Consider the following 17,145-nt stretch of genomic DNA (forward strand, 5'->3'; position numbering starts at 1 on the left):
GTTTAGACAGGAGCGCTCAGGCGGGTGGTGCAAAACAGGTGTAAATCTCGCTGATGCACGCTTGAATTTCGTTCTCTATAGAACCTGTCTGGTCGATATATCCGGATCGTTGCGCTCTCACATTGCGCGCCAGAATATAGTGCGACAGTGCTGTTTTATAGTCGCCGGTCAATTTGTGTAAATGCCCAAGCTGGACCTCTACGTCTTCCAGACTGTTTTGGTCAAAAGCTTCCGCATAGGCGCGGTACTCGCCATAAAGCTTCTTCGCTTCGTCAAAATCCCCGTCTTCTTTGGTTATATTGGCGTAGACGGCAATCATGTCCCGCTCATTGTCCTCGGTAACAAGTTCGCGCAGCAGTTGGCGTGCGCGAGACCAGTCCTGCTCCTCGACATATTTCATTGCTTCGAGGCGCTTGAGCTGAACACCGGGTTTGCCGGACCGGCTGCGTGCGATATTTGTGTGGCGGATCAATTCCTCGTCCGCAGGCGCCAGTTTTAAACCCTTCTCGTACCATTCAAGGGCTTTTTGTGACTCACCCGCCCGGCTGAAGAGGTGTCCCAGCTGTAGATACACATCCGCATTCTCAGGGTTCATACCGACAAACTTCCGATATGCCGTTTCGGCCCGATCATAATTGCCGAGTTCCTTTTCGGCGTGACCTAGCTGCACAAGCAAACCCGTGCGTGCGGGATCGGCGGCAATAGCCTTGGTGTAGAGCGCTGCGGCCTCTTCCCAATTGCCTTTGTCGCGAGCGGCATCGGCCTGCTGGGAAAGGTTTCTGGGGCTGGTCGCGCTATCCGCTACCGCAGCAAGCTGCACTGCAATACGCCGCGTCCGGTCCGAGAAAGGCAGTTTGATCATGAGTTTTCCAGCCCCTGCTTGCTCCGGATCATGGAGACATCGCGCAGTTTGATCCAGGGCGTTGTGTCGGGCGTTTCGAGTATTTTGAGTCGGAGTTCCACAAATCTATGCTCATTGCGGATATTCACGCACAGGCTTCCGACGAACGAACCGGCAATGATCAATTCCTGCAAGGTGTCGAGTCCGGAATTGGCGCTGACCTGTACGGCAATTCTGGCTGCCGGATCCTGCACGAGATCCAGCCGGACCATCCACGTGCCGGCTTCCAGACTGCGTTTTGGTCCGGTAATCAACCAGCCAGGCGAAACACTCCATCCGCCATCGACAACATTGACCGGCTGGTGCAGCAGGTCCGGGCCGATCATCCAGCCTTCGCCTGGCACTTCGCGAACAAAAATCAGTGTCTGGTTGCCATCAATATCATAGGAAAGGCCTGCCGGCAGCGTGCGGGCGGAACTGGGATCAACCGGCTTGTTACCCGAGTGCTGGGTCACCGGTTGTTCCAACGTATCCCAGAGCGAAATTTGACCGTCGCGGCGTGCGATAGAGACGACGCGTTTGACGATATCTTCGCGCGTGGTCACATTCCGCCGCAGATCGAACTCCATGGTGAGGCGTTCTTTTTCAGTGGGGTCGCGGCCACAAATCTTGTCAAATGTATAACGCAGAAAGGCGACATTATTATCTGGTGCAAAACGTGTGAAACTCTCGATAATGGCATATTGATCCGGAGTACGCCGCAACACCTGTGCCTCATAGTCGACTGGTTTCTCGCCGCCGTCGGACGATATGGCGCGCAAGGCGTCAATGATCTTGAGGCGGTTTGTACCGTTGCGGATGGCTTTCACGAGATTTTGCCTTTCTTCATCGTTGAGCTCATCAGCAGACAAGTTGAAAGCAGTGGCCCAGGCATCCACAAAGGCTTCACCGGACAGGGAAAAAACATCCTTGGGCACAGCTTGAAGCGGGATTTTATGCAGCTCGGCGATTGTCATGTTTTTGATCCAGCATCTGTTCGATAAGGGCGGCATGTCTTGCAGCGACGCGCGGATAGGAATTCCATTGCACCGCCTGACGCCGGTCGGGATCTCGCAGCCCAAGCAGGACCGGATTTTGTGCAAGACTGATTATGGCTTCGGCAACGCAATCTATATCCACGGAACGAACCACATGGCTGATCGGCCACATGTCGCGCAGGACGGTCGAGCGTGAGCACAGAAGCGGCCGGTCGGCACTCATTGCGATGCGAGCCGCTCCCGTCGCCGTTTCGTTCGAGGGACCATAGAGAAAGGCCAGAAGATCGGACTGTGCCAGTTCGCGGGCAAGTTCATCCTGTTCCACGAAATCAAATCGTGCAGAGGCTACATCGTGCAGATTGAAATGGGAGAACAGGTTTTCAATGACAACCCGGGCTTCCCGCGATTCATCATTGGGAAGCATGCAATTGAGAAGCTTCAAGCGCAAACGTGGTTCAAAGACCCGCGCCCGTGCAAAGGCCTGCACCAGAAGGTCGATATTCTTGTGCCGCGTCAGAAATCCGAATGATCCTATAGTGAAAACCGATGGATCGGGGCGGATATCGTCTTCCGGTATCGGAATGACGCCATGGGGCATGACAACGGGATTGGGATGCCCGGCCTTTGCCAAAAGGCCCGCATCTTCGGCAGAATGCACGAACACAATGTCGAACAACTTCGTCCATTCGAGATGACCGTGACGAAGAACTTCCTTCACACTGTGCATCGTGATAGCGCGCAATTTATGCCGGGTATTTGCCAGCGTATTGTTGACAAGTTCCATATCGGGTGTCGAGAAATGTCCCGGATGATGCTGTATCCACAGCACGTCTCCCCGGGCATTTTCGATTTCCGAAATGAATCTTGTCAGTGATGTCAGATCATATCCCCAGGAGCGGGAAACGAGATCCTGCGCGGGAGCATGTTTTGCCTGTGCGGAAGGCGGCAACTCATCATTGAGCAGGCGTCTTGCATAGATATGCGAAAATCTGTCGGCAAATGCCGGGGTGGAATAGAGATGTTCCGAATAGGTAGCGATGCCGCATTGTTGATGCCAGGACGAAACCAGGTCCAGGCTCCAGGGTTTGCGCGCTGTGGCTGCGCTTTTCTTGACCTTGGCGATTGATGCAAGCACGCGCCCTGCTACAGCACCCCAGCTCAGGTGATCGGCCAGAAGTCTTTGGGCGTTTTTACTTCGCAAGCGAGCGTCTTCGTGGTTCGTCAGGGCCGCCCGCATCTGCGCGCCAAGATGTTCAACAGAAGGATCAGCCCAAATGCTCAAAGGCCCGGAAACATGGGTTTGTGAGGGGGCCATTTGATAGTCCACCATCCATGCGGTCTCGGGCGTACAAAAATCCACCTGCCCGCTATAGGCCGTGGTGACAACCGGTATATCAAGGCGCATCGCCTCAGCCAGAGGCAGGCCAAAACCTTCGCCTCTGCTTGGCGCGGCAACAAGCGAGGCTGTGCGATAAAGCGCCAGCAGCTGCTCGGAAGTGTAAAGATCATTGATGATTGTTATCGGTGCAGCAGTGGCGAGCCGATCACTGAACTTTTCCATGACCGACGACAGAATATTGTCCGGGTTTGGAAAGGTCTTGATGACAAGTTCAACCTGTTCGTTTTGCTTGAATGTCTGTGTAAAGGCATCCACAAGCACATCAATTCCCTTGCGCGGAAAACAGGATGAGACATGCAGAATGCGTTTCTTGCCGGTGGCGGGCAGGGGCGAGGGCGTGTTCAGGCCCGCATCAAGCGCAACATGGTCCGTGCCATTGCCGACAACTTCAACAGGGACCGTCAGGCCGGATTGCACGAAAGCCTGTTTCACAAAATTGGCCGTTACCATGACAAGATCAAGGTCGCGATTAAAGCGCTCGATCATATATTGGGGAACTTCCAGTTCTTCCCAGGCGAAGTTCACATAGGCGTTGAAGCGCCCAATCATGTCATGCGTGGCTGGCGGCCATGTGTTACGCAAATGGATGTCGTATTTCTCGGTCGGATAGCCGGGCAGCAGCAGGCGTTTCACCTCGGGAGCGGCGTTGAGCCTTGCATCGCTCTGCCAATCGGATTCGGGCGTATAACAGTGAAGATCGACACCGGCCTCAACAAGCGCTTTTGCCAGAAGCCGATTAACGATGGCAAGGCTGTAATCGCCTTTGAACACACCGTCGAAGAAAACACGCTTACCGGCAAATGCCTCGCGTGCGAACTTCAAATTTTTATCATCAAGATCAATAGTATAAGGCGACACGATTGGCGCACTGCGCATACACTTTTCTCCAGAACATCTGCTGGCCAGATGTCATACTGAATGTGAAAAACTTCTAATGCGTAAATCGACCTCTACCTTGCACAGTAAAGGTCGATTCTAGATTAAAGAAGTATGTGAGGCGCGTTGACTGGAGTAAACGCGCCCCACAATTATCAGGAAACCTTGGCTTCTTCGGTTTCGTAGCCAAGCTCTACTTCGCGCTCGGTAATAATTGCGCGGGCTGCATCCACAGCCGGACCCGAATAGGCAAGCGGGTAGCATGCCTTCGCGTCGTATGCCTTGGGCGAGGTGAATTGCAGTACACCTGGCTCGAGGAATACATGACGGTTGCCGAGATCAAGATAGGTCTCAGCCATGGCACCGTTTGCCCAGATCACGTCATGCTGCTCAAGTTCGATATGATAGTAATCGACTGGATTGAGTGTGATCGGCTGGTTGACGGTTGTCCCGTTGATCAATAGTTTTGCCGGCACAAGAGATCCATTGACGAACATGCAATGGTCCGGCGAGACGTAGAGGTCGCGCGAGGGCATATCTTCCGCAATCGCACCTGCAAGGATGCGGATTGGCAGATCATTGCGTGGCTTGTCCAGTGTCTTTGGATCAATGGATCGATTGCCAACCCATTTCACGGCAACCGCGCCATTGTTCAGGCTGGAGATGACCGTGCCTGCCTTCAGACGTTCAACTGCGATCTCTCCGTCCGGAGTTGCGATAAGTGTGCCGCGAACGAAGCAAGGAGTCAGGAAGGTCAGTGTATCTGTGGCGTTGCTATAAGTGTAAGTAGCGCCAGCAGGGATGTCATAGGAAGCGATGGGTTGCAGAATGCCCAAAGGTCCATAGAACGTTACAGTATTGCCCGATTGCTGAACACTGGCCGACCCGATTACAGTTACGCGATCGCCATTGTCCACGTTCACAATGTCCGGCGGACTGCTGAGAGCAATGTTTAGCAGACCGGAGTCATAAATGAAGTGGCCATTGCCATTGGCATTCAGGAAGTCGACGGTCGTGCCATCGAGAAGAGAAGCACTGATGGCTGCTGCCTGGATTTCCAGACTTGTGCCGTCACCAATCATATAATGGAATGTTGAGCCCGCCGTCACACCGGCCAAAGCCGTATCGACGACGAGATCAGCGCCGTTTTGCAAGATGATGGTGGTGCTTGTTAGGACACCCCCACCGATGAGGTTCGTCAGTGTAAGATCGACGCCATCGATGATCAGCGTACCATTGGAGACCAGGCCCAATTCGAGGGTATCGCCGTTCTGGGCACCGCTACCGGCATCAATGGTCTGCGTCGAATTACTGATCAGATTGAGGTTAATTAAAGCCATAGCCTTCCCCGCTCCTGTTAAGAGTTAATTTATCATAGTGATGCTGTTTAATTGGGATCAGAACTTGTAGTTCAGACCCACACGAATGCTATGAAAGTCTGGTGAAGCCCGTGTCGAGACACCTTGGCTTTCGACAGTATAATCGCCAAAGCTGACATATTGATATTCAAGCTTGGCGGTCACATGGTCGGTGAATGCATGTTCAACACCTGCACCGGCAACCCAGCCAGCACGGGTTTTGTTTTCGTCCATGAATTGCACGCCATCTGCCGACATCTTGTAGTTGACGCGGCCATAGGCCAAACCGCCCGTACCATAGATCATCGTGCGATCCCAGGCATAGCCGAGACGGGGACGCAATGTACCGTACCAGTCGATGCTGGATTTGGCATGGAGATCAACGCCAGTTAGTGTTCCTGATGTAGAGTCATCAAGGCCAGCCCCCTGGAAGTCGGCTTCAATACCGAGAACAAAATTGTTCATCTGGTAGTTATAGCCTATCTGGGCACCGCCAATGAAACCATTCTGCTCGATCTTACCGATATTTCCAAGAAAAGTATCGCCGACCCGGACGCCAACGCGGTCATCGCCACCAAAGCCGTAACCGGCATTCACACCCGCATAAAAACCTGTCCAGACAAAGCCCGGATCAGCCATCACAGCTTCGGGAGCAGCTTCAATGACAGCATCGGCGGCATGCGCGCCCCCCGAAACAACCAATGCTGACAAGAATAGACCGATAACGTTGGATTTCCGCATGAGATTCACCTTTGAATGTGCAACTTCAACTTATACTTGCACAGAATAAACCGTGGGAATACAATATAGTTAGGCCAGTAATGCTAAAGATATTCGTTAAATGTGCTTAATTGACGTAATTTGTATTGAACAGAACTACGTTGGGCTAATGAGCGTTCGCAGGCTGATTTTCTTTTGATTTGGAACGTTCTGATGGCGGCAATGCTCGCTCGTTTTCAGAGTAATTTCCCGTATCGCCAAAGCGTTGTGCTGGGAGAGATTCTTCTGGAATCAATTCAACCGACCAGTGGGCGATTGAACCTTCTATGGCACCGCTTTCTGTAAACAGGCGCACCTCTATCGGTTCCTTGGCCCGTTCGATCTGAAATTGAGCTTGAGCAACAAATGATCCGGTTTGCGAGGGGCGGATTCTGATTTTGCTCAGCAGCTCTGAATTGTGAATTTCGATGGTGAATATCTGGCCGTAGATTTCATTGTCGATGCGCATGGAAAAACGAGCAGTCCATTCCCCCGGAGGAAGGTGAAAATAGGGACCATAAACGACACAGCGTGCCCGCCCCACCAACTCAATTTCGCTGACAATATTGGCGCCTGCCTTATCGGCGAGCAAAAAGGTCTGCAATGGCCAGGTCACATTCGCAATGGGGGTTCGCATGATCGAACCGTCTAGCGGTTTGAGTACATCAAGTGCGATGGCGCGTATCTCAGGCGAAATAGCTTTGAGCTCGGTGCCGGGCGTCAAATAATGAGGGTCAAGCTTTTTGGCGGATGCTTCGAATGTGGGAATACGCGAAAGGTCCGGCGCTGGTCCTGAAAAGTCGGTGCCAAGTTTTTCAAGACAACGGATAATCCCTTCCTTGGAGAGATTAATTCCAAGTGTCCGGCAAAAATGGCCAAGTATTCTATGTATTTGCACCGGGCCCATTTTCTGCCGCTGCACGGCAAGGATCGATGGATGCGTGCGTATTTGAGAGATGCAGGCAAGACTCGCCGACATGGCCCGTACCAGCGGGATATCAGTTGTACCCGTCGTTTTGGCCAACCAGTTTAAAGCGTCCATCACGTTTTCGGTGAATACGAGATAGGGCGCTTTTGACCGCATAAGGAAAGCGCAGAGCTCCTGATCCGGATAATGGGAGGTAATAATCATTGCTTCGCTGGTGCGGTTTCGCCAGGCATCCTGCAATTGCGGCAGGGTCTCTACTTTCACAGTGTTGCAATCGCCATAGACTTCACTGGCAATGGCCTTGAGCGCAGCAATGCCCCAAGAAAACATCGTGCCGGGCAATCCAAAGGCGACGAAGAGTGTCATCTACCTCTTAGCTCCCCAACAGATCGTCATACAGTGTGGCGATCTTTTGCTGATAGCGCTCAGGCGAGAATTTAGCGGCCTGAGCCGGGCCAAGTTCCGCAAGATGGTCGCAAAGGTCTTGATCATTGGCAAGTGCGCGCACCGCATTACGCAAGGATTCAGTGTTGTAAGGATCAATCAAGAGGGCAGCGTCGCCCGCAATTTCCGGAACGGAGCCTTCAGTGGATGTCAGCACCGGCGTACCGAGTTGCATCGATTCCAGAACAGGCAGGCCGAATCCTTCGTAAAGCGAGGGAAACAGGACAGAGCGAGCTCCGCGGATCAGACTGACAAGCAGATTATAAGAGACGAAATCGAACCGGTGGATACGCCTGCCGGGGGTGATGCGATTATCCTGCTGAAGGAAGAAGCGAAAGCGGTCGTCTTCAATCAAAAGCTGCGTCTGATCGCCCTTCCACCCCGGCGCGCCAACGATGATCAATGGGTAATCGACCTTGGCCGAAAGGTAGGCTTCAACCAGACGGGAGAGGTTCTTTTTGGGTTCAAATGCGCCGAAAAAGAGAAAGTATTTTTTCCAGTCCAGATTGAATATTCCGGCAATTTCGTCGGCAGCAACATCTTGCGTTTTTTCGCGCAGCTCCAGCGGCACGTGAACAGCCTGATAGGTATTGGTTACCCGGCTTTCTTCGACGCCGAGAAACCGGATAATGTCCTGCCGCGATGTTTCGGACACCGTGACGATATGGTCAACGGATTTAACCAGATGCTTTAGCATCTTGTAGTGGTAGCGTTTGTTGTCCTCGGTAAGGTAGGGCAGGCGTAGCGGCACCAGATCGTGAATGGTGCATACATTCAGTGCTTTTCTGGCTCGCATCGGTATGGGATAGGTGCAATGGAGAAGATCGGGCTTGTGCGCAAATGAAAGCGGCAGGCTCTTGCCGAAATTCTTGAAGTGATGCCGTGCCGTGGCAAACAGATCGTTGTTTGCGTAAAGATAATCCGAGTCCAAAACGTTGCCCTGCAGTGATTTCAGGATAACTGTCCCGGTCAGTTCAACATGGGTTGGTGTTAGGCCGAATGGTGCCCCAACGCGCCGCCGCGCCCAGCGTTTACCCAGAGCTAGGGGCCCCAGCTTCCTGTTCGAATTATCGTCAAAGAGCACCACTTCACGCAAAGCCGGATTGCGGGGCAACTTGCTTTGGACACTGTGTACAATTCCTGTCTGATAACCAAGGTTCCGCACTGTCTGAATCAAACCGCGTGTATAAGTGGCAACGCCGGTCCCCTTTTGCAGGGATAGATTAAGTCCATCGTAGAGGATGGTTTTCACCAAGGCGGCATCCTTTCAAGCGATATTTCAAGGCCCTATGACCTCATGCAGGTTCGTTATCCGAAAGCACAAGCAGCCAGTCCTGGCCATAATTCTGCGTCATCAAATCACTGGCCGTAACGGGCCGGGCAAAGCCTTCAAAATCAAGACGCCGGATCTTTCCGTAAATTTTCGTGAGCTTTTCGACGAACTGAGCGCTGTTCTCCGAACGGGCAGCGTTGAACTCGACAACGATCATTGGCCGGTGACGTTCTATCGTCTCGCCCATGGCAGAAAAAATATCCTCTTCTGCTCCTTCTGCATCGATCTTGATGAAATCCACGCGTTCAAGCGGCATGCATAATGCATCCATGGTAGCGACCGAAATTTCGATAAGGTAACCGCCATGTTGCCGGGCATTTTCGGCATCGAAAGCGGCAGGCACAACAGTCGCATTTTTCGGTTCGTGATCGCGGACGAACAGCTTCGCGCTACTGGATCCTGTGCCGCCAAGCACCTTTTCTATAACCTGGCTGCGCGGAGTAAACCCGTTCAGGTCGAGGCTTCTTTTGAGGAAGTCTGCCGCGTGCGGATTGGGCTCGACAGCGATCAGCTTTCCTTTCTCCCCAACGAGTTCGGCAAGTAGCACTGAATAATAGCCGAAGTTGGCACCGACATCGATGGCTGTCATGCCGGCCCGGACATTTCGGGCGCAAAACTGTGTCAGCCAAATCTCCCAAAAACCATCGAGCAGAATATGCGAGCCGAAGCCGCGATCGCGTGTGTCGATATAGAGCTTGTATCGGCCAAGCACGCGGGCAATCGCAGTATGATCTCCCAAATAGGCACTGTTTGCGAGTGCCAATATCGCAGCCTCAAGATCAAGCCGCTTCAATTTCGCTATCTCGTGCAAGTGAAGCAATGATGGCATGCGCTATCTCATTCCAGTACCCGGTAGTAGACAAAAACAGTTTTCATAGACGGCTGGCACTAAGACCAAGCGAGGTTGCACTCATTGCAGGGGAACTTACACCTTGGAAAATGGCCATGACTTTCTGCAGATCTGCACCCGCCGCATTGGCAACATAAATCACGTCGCGCGGTTGGATTTCGAAACGCTGCATGGAAAGCATCACATTCGTGTCACGCATATTGAAGCGATAAACCACGGGAATGTATTCGCCCCTGCTGAGGAGCGGACTGCCTGCCGGAATGAAGTGTCGCGCGACAGACGCCAGTTCGTATCGCAAAACGAATACGCCGCTCGCATCCGCCCGCTGGTCATTCAGACCTGCGGATTTTGCCAAGGCATCAGCCATTGTTATGCGGGACGCGTCGAATGGAACTTCTGCATTGCGGCCAGTGGCGCCGAATACCAGAAATGTACGTGGTTCGCGCACCACTGTTATCAGATCACCGGAGCGCAAACGGACATTTTCTTCCGGGTTTTCCAGCATGACGTCGAAGGGTACGCGTGCGACGACGCCGTTGCGCGTTAGCCCAACTATGCTGTCGCTTGCTGTCGCACGAAGGCCGCCAGCGCTTGCGATGGCATCAAGGACCCGTTCGCCGGCACCTGTCAGCGATACTCTGGCGCCTGCAGCCACTTCGCCGGTTACGGTCACTGCATTGGCCGTGCTGCGCTGGATGGTGACCAGTGCCTGCGGCTGAACTGCCTTGCCTTCAAGCGCCTTGGTTATCTGTTGTTCGACCTGTGTCGGCGTATTACCAATGACCTTTATGCGGCCCGCATAGGGTACGGCGATCGTTCCATTGCCGGAAACCGTCTGGGGCGGAATGGTAGCTGAGCTGCCTGATGGTTGCTGAAAACCGGCCATGGTGATGTTTCCGCCAAAGAGACTGCCGGGAGGCGCTTCCCAAATGTTGACGGCTACAACATCACCCACAGCGATGCGCAGATCACTGGAACGCGGCCCGGCGCCAAATTTGGCGGCAAGGCTTGCCCGCGGACGGGTCCCGGCATAGGTCAATATATCCTTGCCTATGTCGACGAGAGCGTAATTCAGGTTGGTTGACGTCTTCCGCTGATTGAGAACGTCACCCGTTGTTGGCCCCGAGCGGGGAAGGCAACCGGAAACCGACACCGCTATTGCCAGCATAAGTGGTAAAACGCTTATCCTGGCCAGGGTGAGTGGTTTTGAGGAAGGCAGGCTACGCAAGGTACAAACTGGCATTCGCAACATGTGTCAGGTATTCTTTTCATGAAAGCGCATCATTGCCGACGGGCTCATTCCATAGGCATTGCGGTACAGTGACGAGAAGCGTCCGGGATTGGAAAATTGCAGGTGGATGGCAAGATCCGTGACATTGCGAGCACTGCCACTCAGGATAGCCTCATGTGCCGCAGATAATCTGTACTCGCACAAAACATGCATCGGGCTTGTATCCCGATATTCCTTGAACATTCTCTGCAGCGCCCGCGCACTGCACCCTGCTGCATCTGCTATGTTATCGAGTGTCACAGCATTATGGATATTTTCGCGCATGAATGCCTCGGCGCGCTGCAGATAGCGCGGCGATATCCGGCGACCTGCCAAATTGTTGAGCGTGTTTACATTGTCAGGTTTTGTCATGAACAGTTTCGCCAGCAGTAAGCGTTCATAGACGTTGGTCAGAACGTCTCGTGTCGAATTGGTCGCATTGGCGAGATCTTCACTGACGTAACACAGCGTTTGATACAGAGCTGCCGCACTACCGGAGCGAAAATCATGGAGAGGCGCGAAAGCCTGCTCCTGAAAATAGGGCCGGTGCATCAGGCGTTCGAAATATTCCCGCAGCGTGGTGATCGGTACCCGATAGGCTACCCAAGAGCTTCCGGGGTGGATTTTGGCTTTCACATCTGCCCGATCGATGATGCTGGTTGCATTGCCGGCTACCAATGTCTGTATTTTTCTCTTTTTCATGTCGACCAGGTCAATAGTTCCCTTGATGACAAAGAGAAAACTGAGAGTGGATGAAGCTCCTTTGGAGATCATTTCTAGTCGGCCATGGGTATCGCCGTACATAATCGTGGTTTGTTGCAGTTTATAAAGGTTGCGACTGTAGCCAATATTGCCCTTATCATCGCTATAAGAAGACCAACGCCACTTCTCATCCGGGGCCTCTGCATCCCGATCAGTATCATCTGCTACGGTCAAAGACCTGTAATCAGATTTACCTAGAGAATTGTCGTACATGAGTCCCCCAATTACCTAAACCGTGTTAACCAGTTTCGTATGAAACCAATGTTCAGTTATCGAATTAAAAGGATTTATTTGCAATTTTAACAATATTATAAAGCTATATAAGAATAGCTGTATTCAAAACTCGTAAACAATCCGATTTACACCTTTCTCCCTTAGACACTGCTTCATCGCCTTACATATGGCAATATTTTTTTTTGAATAATACGCAGACAAAGTGATTTTAATCCAAGATGTTTGACGAGACATTACTTTTTGGCGCTTATAATACTTTATTGTCGCAAAATGTATGTTTGTGATCCGGTCAAAAACCGCGTGGATATAAGAATGTAATATTCAAGTTTGAAACTTCGGGCGGATATTGGCCAAAAGAATCGCAGCCTATATTGCTTCGGCGCTTTACGTCCGACGCAATCTGTCCTGAGTGGGATGTCTCGTCAGAAAAACGGTTTTACGCCTTCACGCCTGATTCTCAGGATTGAGAGGGGAGGCCTCTATCGCCGCCTGTATCGTTCGCGAGGTCACAGAGGGGCGCGCACGGTTAGCCGCATCGATCATTTCATTCGTCGGGTTACGAAGGACATCATAGACGATGGGGAGCGCAACATTGGCATAATCACGATAGGTTTGACGGATGAAGTCGGGGATTTTGTCCCACTCCTGGCTACCAGTGCTGCGGTAAGCATGAATAGCCTGAGCTACTGCTTCAATAAGTTTTTCGTGTCCCGTCATGGTTCAATTCTCATTTTCGACCATACCCCACCACCGAAATGGTCACTCCAGATTAATTTAGTCCGCAATCGATTAATTATAGTGGGAATCGTTTATCCATTTTCAATATAGGCAAGCTTGTCTTTGCCAATTAACGCATAATATGGTTATTGTTGACTGGTTTAGAGGGTGTCGCTTCAAGACGTTCTTCCACGAGCGATGCCTGCATTCTTTATTCATTTAAAGCTTACTCCTTGTGGAGTGCAATTATGCAGAAGCTCGGCCAAGAGATTATATGTCACGAGTGCAAAACCAGTCATATGACGGTTCCGATTGAAGAAGAGGACGAGGCGCCCGTGCATTGTTCCGAATGCGGTGCCTTAATGTGCTTCTGGCGCGATGTGGTTGCCGACGAGACGCCGGCCATGAAAAAGGCATGAGTCCAGCAATCTGGCGCGCCAAGCTTTACAGTATTGGGCAATGAAAGCGCTCTCCCCATTTATTGTTCTTATCTGCTTTTCTGAAGTATTCACGCACAAATCAATTGTACAAAGTTAGACCGCATTTTTTTGCGGTCTGTCATCCCCGATTTGAAAAATAGAAGGATGAACTGTCGCAGATTTGCGACAGTTCAGGACAAATTCCGAAATTCAATTATAGTGGCCCTTTGAATACGAAGAATGCGCCGCCACAAATCATGGCAAAACCGACAGCGTGGTTGATTGTGATTTTTTCGCCGAGATAAGCCACCGAAAAGCCTGCGAAGACCAGAAGCGTGATGACTTCCTGGATCGTTTTCAGCTGGGCTGCGGAATAAACCTCATGCCCGTAGCGGTTGGCCGGAACGGCAAGGCAATATTCGAAGAAGGCGATCATCCAGCTGACAAGAATGACCAGCATCAAGGATTTATTGCCAAATTTGAGATGCCCGTACCACGCGAATGTCATGAATACATTTGATCCGAGGAGTAGGAGGATAGGACGGATATAATCGAAAGACGGCATGGAGGGTCTCTTTGGTTTGCGGGATTTAACGGTGATATCAGAGTACGGGTCGCCGGACGACGGGCGATAAGCGCCCGCTCCCGGTTTTTCCGGCACTGCATCTTTTGCGCAACGGATCAGAGATAGGAATTGAACGCGACGCCGAGCAGATCGGTCTGGGTGACCAGCCCGAGAACATGGCGGGAATCGTCAATGATGATCACCGCATGGGTCTTGCCGTCAGTCAGCATGGGCAAAAGCTTCATGGCATGGTCGTCAGGCTTGGCAGTGACAGCAGCGGTGATTGACCCTTTGATTGCCGCCCCGGCATTTGCCAATTCGCGCAAGCCGATCGTGCCAAGCAGGCATCCTGAAAGGTCAAGAACGGGCAGGGCACGCACATTGTGTTCAAGCAGCAGGGTCCGCGCGGTATCCGCACTGGCATCCTCAGAAACCTTGATTACGTCACGTGACATGATATCGCTGCACAGCAGTGCCCGGTGCCACCGTATAGCGGCCTGAACCTGCACTTCCCGCAGCAGAATATCGATATCGCTTCGTTCAATATCGAATGTCTCATCAAGTGCTTCCAGCGCGTTATCGACATCTTCGCTTTGAAAGCCCGAACGCAATGGGGCTGGCGGGTCCTGCGTCCCATGTATATTGGCAACAGGCGCGGCTGCCTTGTGTGGATAGGTTCTGCCAGCCAGCCTGTGAAACAGGATACCCAGCACAACGAGCAGCACGGAATTCAGCGCAACCGGCACGAATGGGAAGAGAAAACCCGCCGAAAGAACCGCTGGCCCGCCGATAACAGCTGTCAAAGCGGCAGCGCCACCTGGCGGATGCAGACACCGTGCCACCGACATCACTGCGATTGCACATGCAACAGCCAGAGCAACAGCCAGTTCCGGCTGATGTACGAAATGAGCCACTGTCACGCCGACCAAGGCGGAAATTGTATTGCCGCCGATGATTGGCCAAGGCTGTGCCAGAGGGCTGGCCGGAACGGCAAACAGCAGGACCGCGGATGCGCCAACAGGCGCGACGATGAGCGGCACGGCGGGGCCAGCACCGAACATGATGCCGCAAATCCAACCGGTCAGGCCAATGCCGATCAATGCCCCAATGCAGCCGATAATTCTCTCGCGCAATGTCGCCCCGGCGAGGATCGGCACGAAGAGACGAAACCGCTCCGTCCCATCCGGGCCTTTTGAATAGAAAAATTGGCGCATTTGGAAAATTCCGGGCGACTTTCGATATAATACCCGCATCTACGGCGGACGGGAGCCAATGAAAAGGGAAATAATTCTCTAAATCGGCGATTATCCGTAAAAACTTTTTCCCTTTGCCATGGTAACGAAATACCAAGGAAGCCCTGTCAAATTAGGAATATCGCGACTCGATATTTCCGACTTTTATCCAGTCACCCCATGATGGACTGAAAACGGCAGGACTCAATGGCTCAGAAAAAGCGCCGCACTCGTTCAACTTCGCGCTCTCCGAAGCGATCTTCCTCGCGGTCGTCGCAGCGTTGGTCTCCCGTCGGGTTGCTGCTTGCAGTGGCGGTATTGGGTGGTGTCGGGTTGTTGGCATTCTGGACAAAGGAACAGGCGAAAAACCCATCTGCAACAAATACCAGATCCCCCGTGGCTACAGCTTCCAGAGCGCCGTCTGCGGTGCCCAGACCCGAGAAAGAGGTGAGGTCGCCGGCAAAAACAGCGCTTCGCGAGGATAGCGGACGGACAGAGATAGCACGAGCGCCTGTGCCGCGACCCTCCGTTCCCGTGGGCGTGCCGCAACAAAATCCTGCTGCAACGAAGCCGACGCAGCAAGCATCATTGCAGCGTCCGCAGGGGCCCATTGGCAAAGCAATTGGCGAGCCACCGCGCGGCACCAATGTGCCGGGCATGGCGCCGTCGGTAGTCTATGCTCGTGACAGGCTGGTTTTACGGCGTAGCGCATCGCAAGCTTCCGCCTCGATAGGCTCTGTCGAAAAAGGGCGTGAAATGCGCTCCTACAGCAAAGCGGGCAAATGGCATCATATTGCAGTGCCGACAACTGGCATGATTGGCTGGGTGCATGAGGACATGCTGATAAAGGGAAGGCAGGCTCCCAACATATCAAGCATGACAACCGGCGCAATATACCGTGTACCTGCACAGGCAGTCTATCCTCCGCGGCCGGTGGGTGCGCAATAAGCCCGCGCCGTTCCTCGCGATTGTTTTTGGTTCTTGTCATTGACGCTCCTTCCAGGAAGTTCCGTCAATTAGAAAAAATAAACCTGCTCTCCATCATCTGAAAATCAGGAACCTCATCTGCCTATGCGGGTTAGTCTCTCAGGCGGCTGACAAAATGGTCGCGAAAGATGGAGGTTCATATGAGACGAATTGCACTCGTACTTGGCGCGCTTTCGATTGCCTCACTGGCTTATGCACAGGAGGCTCCTAAGCCGACTACAGAGTCTGAAACACCGGCAGTGACAACGCCGGATTCTACCAATCCTGCTGCGCCTGTCGCCGGAGAAAATAGCTTTACAGAAGCCCAGGCCCAAGAGCGCATTGAAGCCAAAGGCTACACTGCCGTAACGGGCCTTGTAAAAGGCGAAGACGGCATCTGGACGGGTACGGGCAACAAGGACGGCAAGTCTTTCGAGGTCAAGCTCGACTATCAGGGCAACATAACAGAGACCGCAAAATAAGGGCGTAAACCAGCTCAAGGAGATCAGATATGCAAACTGTAACAGGACTATATGACAATCACCGCGATGCAAGACAGGTGGTCGAGCAGCTCGAAGACGCCGGGGTTTCCTCTTCCGATATCACAATCGCGGGACGCGATGGCGATAGCGGCGAAACCTATGCGGGCGAGGGGGCTGCTGCCGGCGCCGGTATTGGCGCTGTTGTCGGTGGTACGGGCGGGCTGCTTGCCGGTCTTGGCATGCTGGCAATTCCTGGTGTCGGCCCTGTCGTGGCGGCAGGCTGGCTCGCAGCTACAGCTGCTGGTGCGGCGGCCGGTGCAGTGGCTGGCGGCGCCGCTGGCGGATTGATTGGCGGGCTTACGAGTTCCGGCGTTGATGAAGATGATGCGCATGTCTATGCGGAGGGCGTCCGCCGCGGCAGCACGCTCGTATCCGCCAGGGTCAGCGATGACCAGGCCGATATTGCCCGCTCGATCATCAACAATAATACGCCGGTAGATCTCGACACGAGGCGATCCATGTATCGTGAAGAAGGCTGGGATCGCTTTGATGAGTCAAGCCCGGCATTTACCGAAGAAGAGCTCGCGCGGGAACGGGACAGGGTTCGCAATTACCATCCGCTATAATAGCAGCAGCAGAAACAGAAAGAGCGCCCTTGGGCGCTCTTTTGCGT

General features: G+C 52.9%; 18 protein-coding genes. 4 read left to right on the plus strand and 14 right to left on the minus strand.

Going from position 1 to position 17,145, the window contains the following annotated elements; all coding sequences use genetic code 11:
• Positions 1–16: 16 nt before the first annotated feature.
• The 11 genes from ACTJI9_RS17775 to ACTJI9_RS17825 form a co-directional block, all read right to left on the minus strand.
• Positions 17–862: a tetratricopeptide repeat protein gene (locus ACTJI9_RS17775; protein WP_440809756.1), complete on the minus strand. Its 846-nt coding sequence runs from the start codon at positions 860–862 to the stop codon at positions 17–19.
• Positions 859–1,857, minus strand: coding sequence for a hypothetical protein (locus ACTJI9_RS17780; RefSeq protein ID WP_115055067.1), 999 nt, complete (start codon positions 1,855–1,857; stop codon positions 859–861). Before ACTJI9_RS17780 ends, ACTJI9_RS17775 begins: the two co-directional genes overlap by 4 nt.
• Positions 1,835–4,153 (minus strand): glycosyltransferase family 4 protein, encoded by a 2,319-nt coding sequence (locus ACTJI9_RS17785; RefSeq protein WP_440809758.1) that lies wholly within the window; start codon positions 4,151–4,153, stop codon positions 1,835–1,837. Before ACTJI9_RS17785 ends, ACTJI9_RS17780 begins: the two co-directional genes overlap by 23 nt.
• 155 nt (positions 4,154–4,308) lie before the next feature.
• Positions 4,309–5,493: a Hint domain-containing protein gene (locus ACTJI9_RS17790; RefSeq protein WP_440809760.1), complete on the minus strand. Its 1,185-nt coding sequence runs from the start codon at positions 5,491–5,493 to the stop codon at positions 4,309–4,311.
• 57 nt (positions 5,494–5,550) lie between these two features.
• On the minus strand, positions 5,551–6,252 hold the full coding sequence (locus ACTJI9_RS17795) for an outer membrane protein (protein WP_440809762.1): 702 nt from the start codon (positions 6,250–6,252) through the stop codon (positions 5,551–5,553).
• Between the two features lie 145 nt (positions 6,253–6,397).
• Positions 6,398–7,564, minus strand: a complete 1,167-nt coding sequence (locus ACTJI9_RS17800) for a hypothetical protein (protein WP_440809764.1) — start codon at positions 7,562–7,564, stop codon at positions 6,398–6,400.
• 7 nt (positions 7,565–7,571) lie between these two features.
• Positions 7,572–8,894: a glycosyltransferase family 4 protein gene (locus ACTJI9_RS17805; protein WP_440809834.1), complete on the minus strand. Its 1,323-nt coding sequence runs from the start codon at positions 8,892–8,894 to the stop codon at positions 7,572–7,574.
• A 43-nt stretch (positions 8,895–8,937) separates the two neighbouring features.
• Complete coding sequence (locus ACTJI9_RS17810; RefSeq protein ID WP_440809766.1) at positions 8,938–9,804, minus strand: FkbM family methyltransferase; 867 nt, start codon at positions 9,802–9,804, stop codon at positions 8,938–8,940.
• A gap of 43 nt (positions 9,805–9,847) precedes the next feature.
• Complete coding sequence (locus ACTJI9_RS17815; RefSeq protein ID WP_440809769.1) at positions 9,848–10,978, minus strand: polysaccharide biosynthesis/export family protein; 1,131 nt, start codon at positions 10,976–10,978, stop codon at positions 9,848–9,850.
• Between the two features lie 102 nt (positions 10,979–11,080).
• The gene (locus ACTJI9_RS17820) at positions 11,081–12,070 is read right to left on the minus strand and encodes a helix-turn-helix transcriptional regulator (protein ID WP_440809772.1); all 990 of its coding nucleotides are present in this window, start codon (positions 12,068–12,070) and stop codon (positions 11,081–11,083) included.
• A gap of 465 nt (positions 12,071–12,535) precedes the next feature.
• Complete coding sequence (locus ACTJI9_RS17825) at positions 12,536–12,808, minus strand: hypothetical protein (protein ID WP_115055075.1); 273 nt, start codon at positions 12,806–12,808, stop codon at positions 12,536–12,538.
• A 248-nt stretch (positions 12,809–13,056) separates the two neighbouring features.
• Here ACTJI9_RS17825 and ACTJI9_RS17830 point away from each other — a divergent pair, with 248 nt between their 5' ends.
• Positions 13,057–13,227 carry a hypothetical protein gene (locus ACTJI9_RS17830; RefSeq protein WP_162802623.1) on the plus strand — a complete coding sequence of 57 codons (171 nt, stop codon included), beginning with the start codon at positions 13,057–13,059 and terminating at the stop codon, positions 13,225–13,227.
• A 214-nt stretch (positions 13,228–13,441) separates the two neighbouring features.
• Here ACTJI9_RS17830 and ACTJI9_RS17835 read toward each other — a convergent pair whose 3' ends face one another.
• From ACTJI9_RS17835 to ACTJI9_RS17845, 3 genes are all read right to left on the minus strand, one after another.
• The gene (locus ACTJI9_RS17835) at positions 13,442–13,792 is read right to left on the minus strand and encodes a DMT family protein (RefSeq protein ID WP_115055076.1); all 351 of its coding nucleotides are present in this window, start codon (positions 13,790–13,792) and stop codon (positions 13,442–13,444) included.
• Positions 13,793–13,908: 116 nt separating this feature from the next.
• Positions 13,909–15,006: an HPP family protein gene (locus ACTJI9_RS17840; protein WP_440809776.1), complete on the minus strand. Its 1,098-nt coding sequence runs from the start codon at positions 15,004–15,006 to the stop codon at positions 13,909–13,911.
• A gap of 230 nt (positions 15,007–15,236) precedes the next feature.
• The gene (locus tag ACTJI9_RS17845; protein WP_162802624.1) at positions 15,237–15,683 is read right to left on the minus strand and encodes a hypothetical protein; all 447 of its coding nucleotides are present in this window, start codon (positions 15,681–15,683) and stop codon (positions 15,237–15,239) included.
• On the opposite strand from ACTJI9_RS17845, the gene ACTJI9_RS17850 reads away from it, so the two are divergent.
• From ACTJI9_RS17850 to ACTJI9_RS17860, 3 genes are all read left to right on the plus strand, one after another.
• Positions 15,682–15,972, plus strand: a complete 291-nt coding sequence (locus tag ACTJI9_RS17850; protein WP_440809778.1) for a hypothetical protein — start codon at positions 15,682–15,684, stop codon at positions 15,970–15,972. The genes ACTJI9_RS17845 and ACTJI9_RS17850 overlap by 2 nt on opposite strands.
• A gap of 179 nt (positions 15,973–16,151) precedes the next feature.
• On the plus strand, positions 16,152–16,472 hold the full coding sequence (locus ACTJI9_RS17855; protein WP_440809779.1) for a PepSY domain-containing protein: 321 nt from the start codon (positions 16,152–16,154) through the stop codon (positions 16,470–16,472).
• A 29-nt stretch (positions 16,473–16,501) separates the two neighbouring features.
• Complete coding sequence (locus ACTJI9_RS17860; RefSeq protein ID WP_115055081.1) at positions 16,502–17,098, plus strand: general stress protein; 597 nt, start codon at positions 16,502–16,504, stop codon at positions 17,096–17,098.
• The last annotated feature ends 47 nt before the right edge of the window (positions 17,099–17,145 follow it).

The organism is Phyllobacterium sp. 22552 (assembly GCF_052044585.1).
In the GTDB taxonomy this organism is placed as follows: domain Bacteria; phylum Pseudomonadota; class Alphaproteobacteria; order Rhizobiales; family Rhizobiaceae; genus Phyllobacterium; species Phyllobacterium ifriqiyense.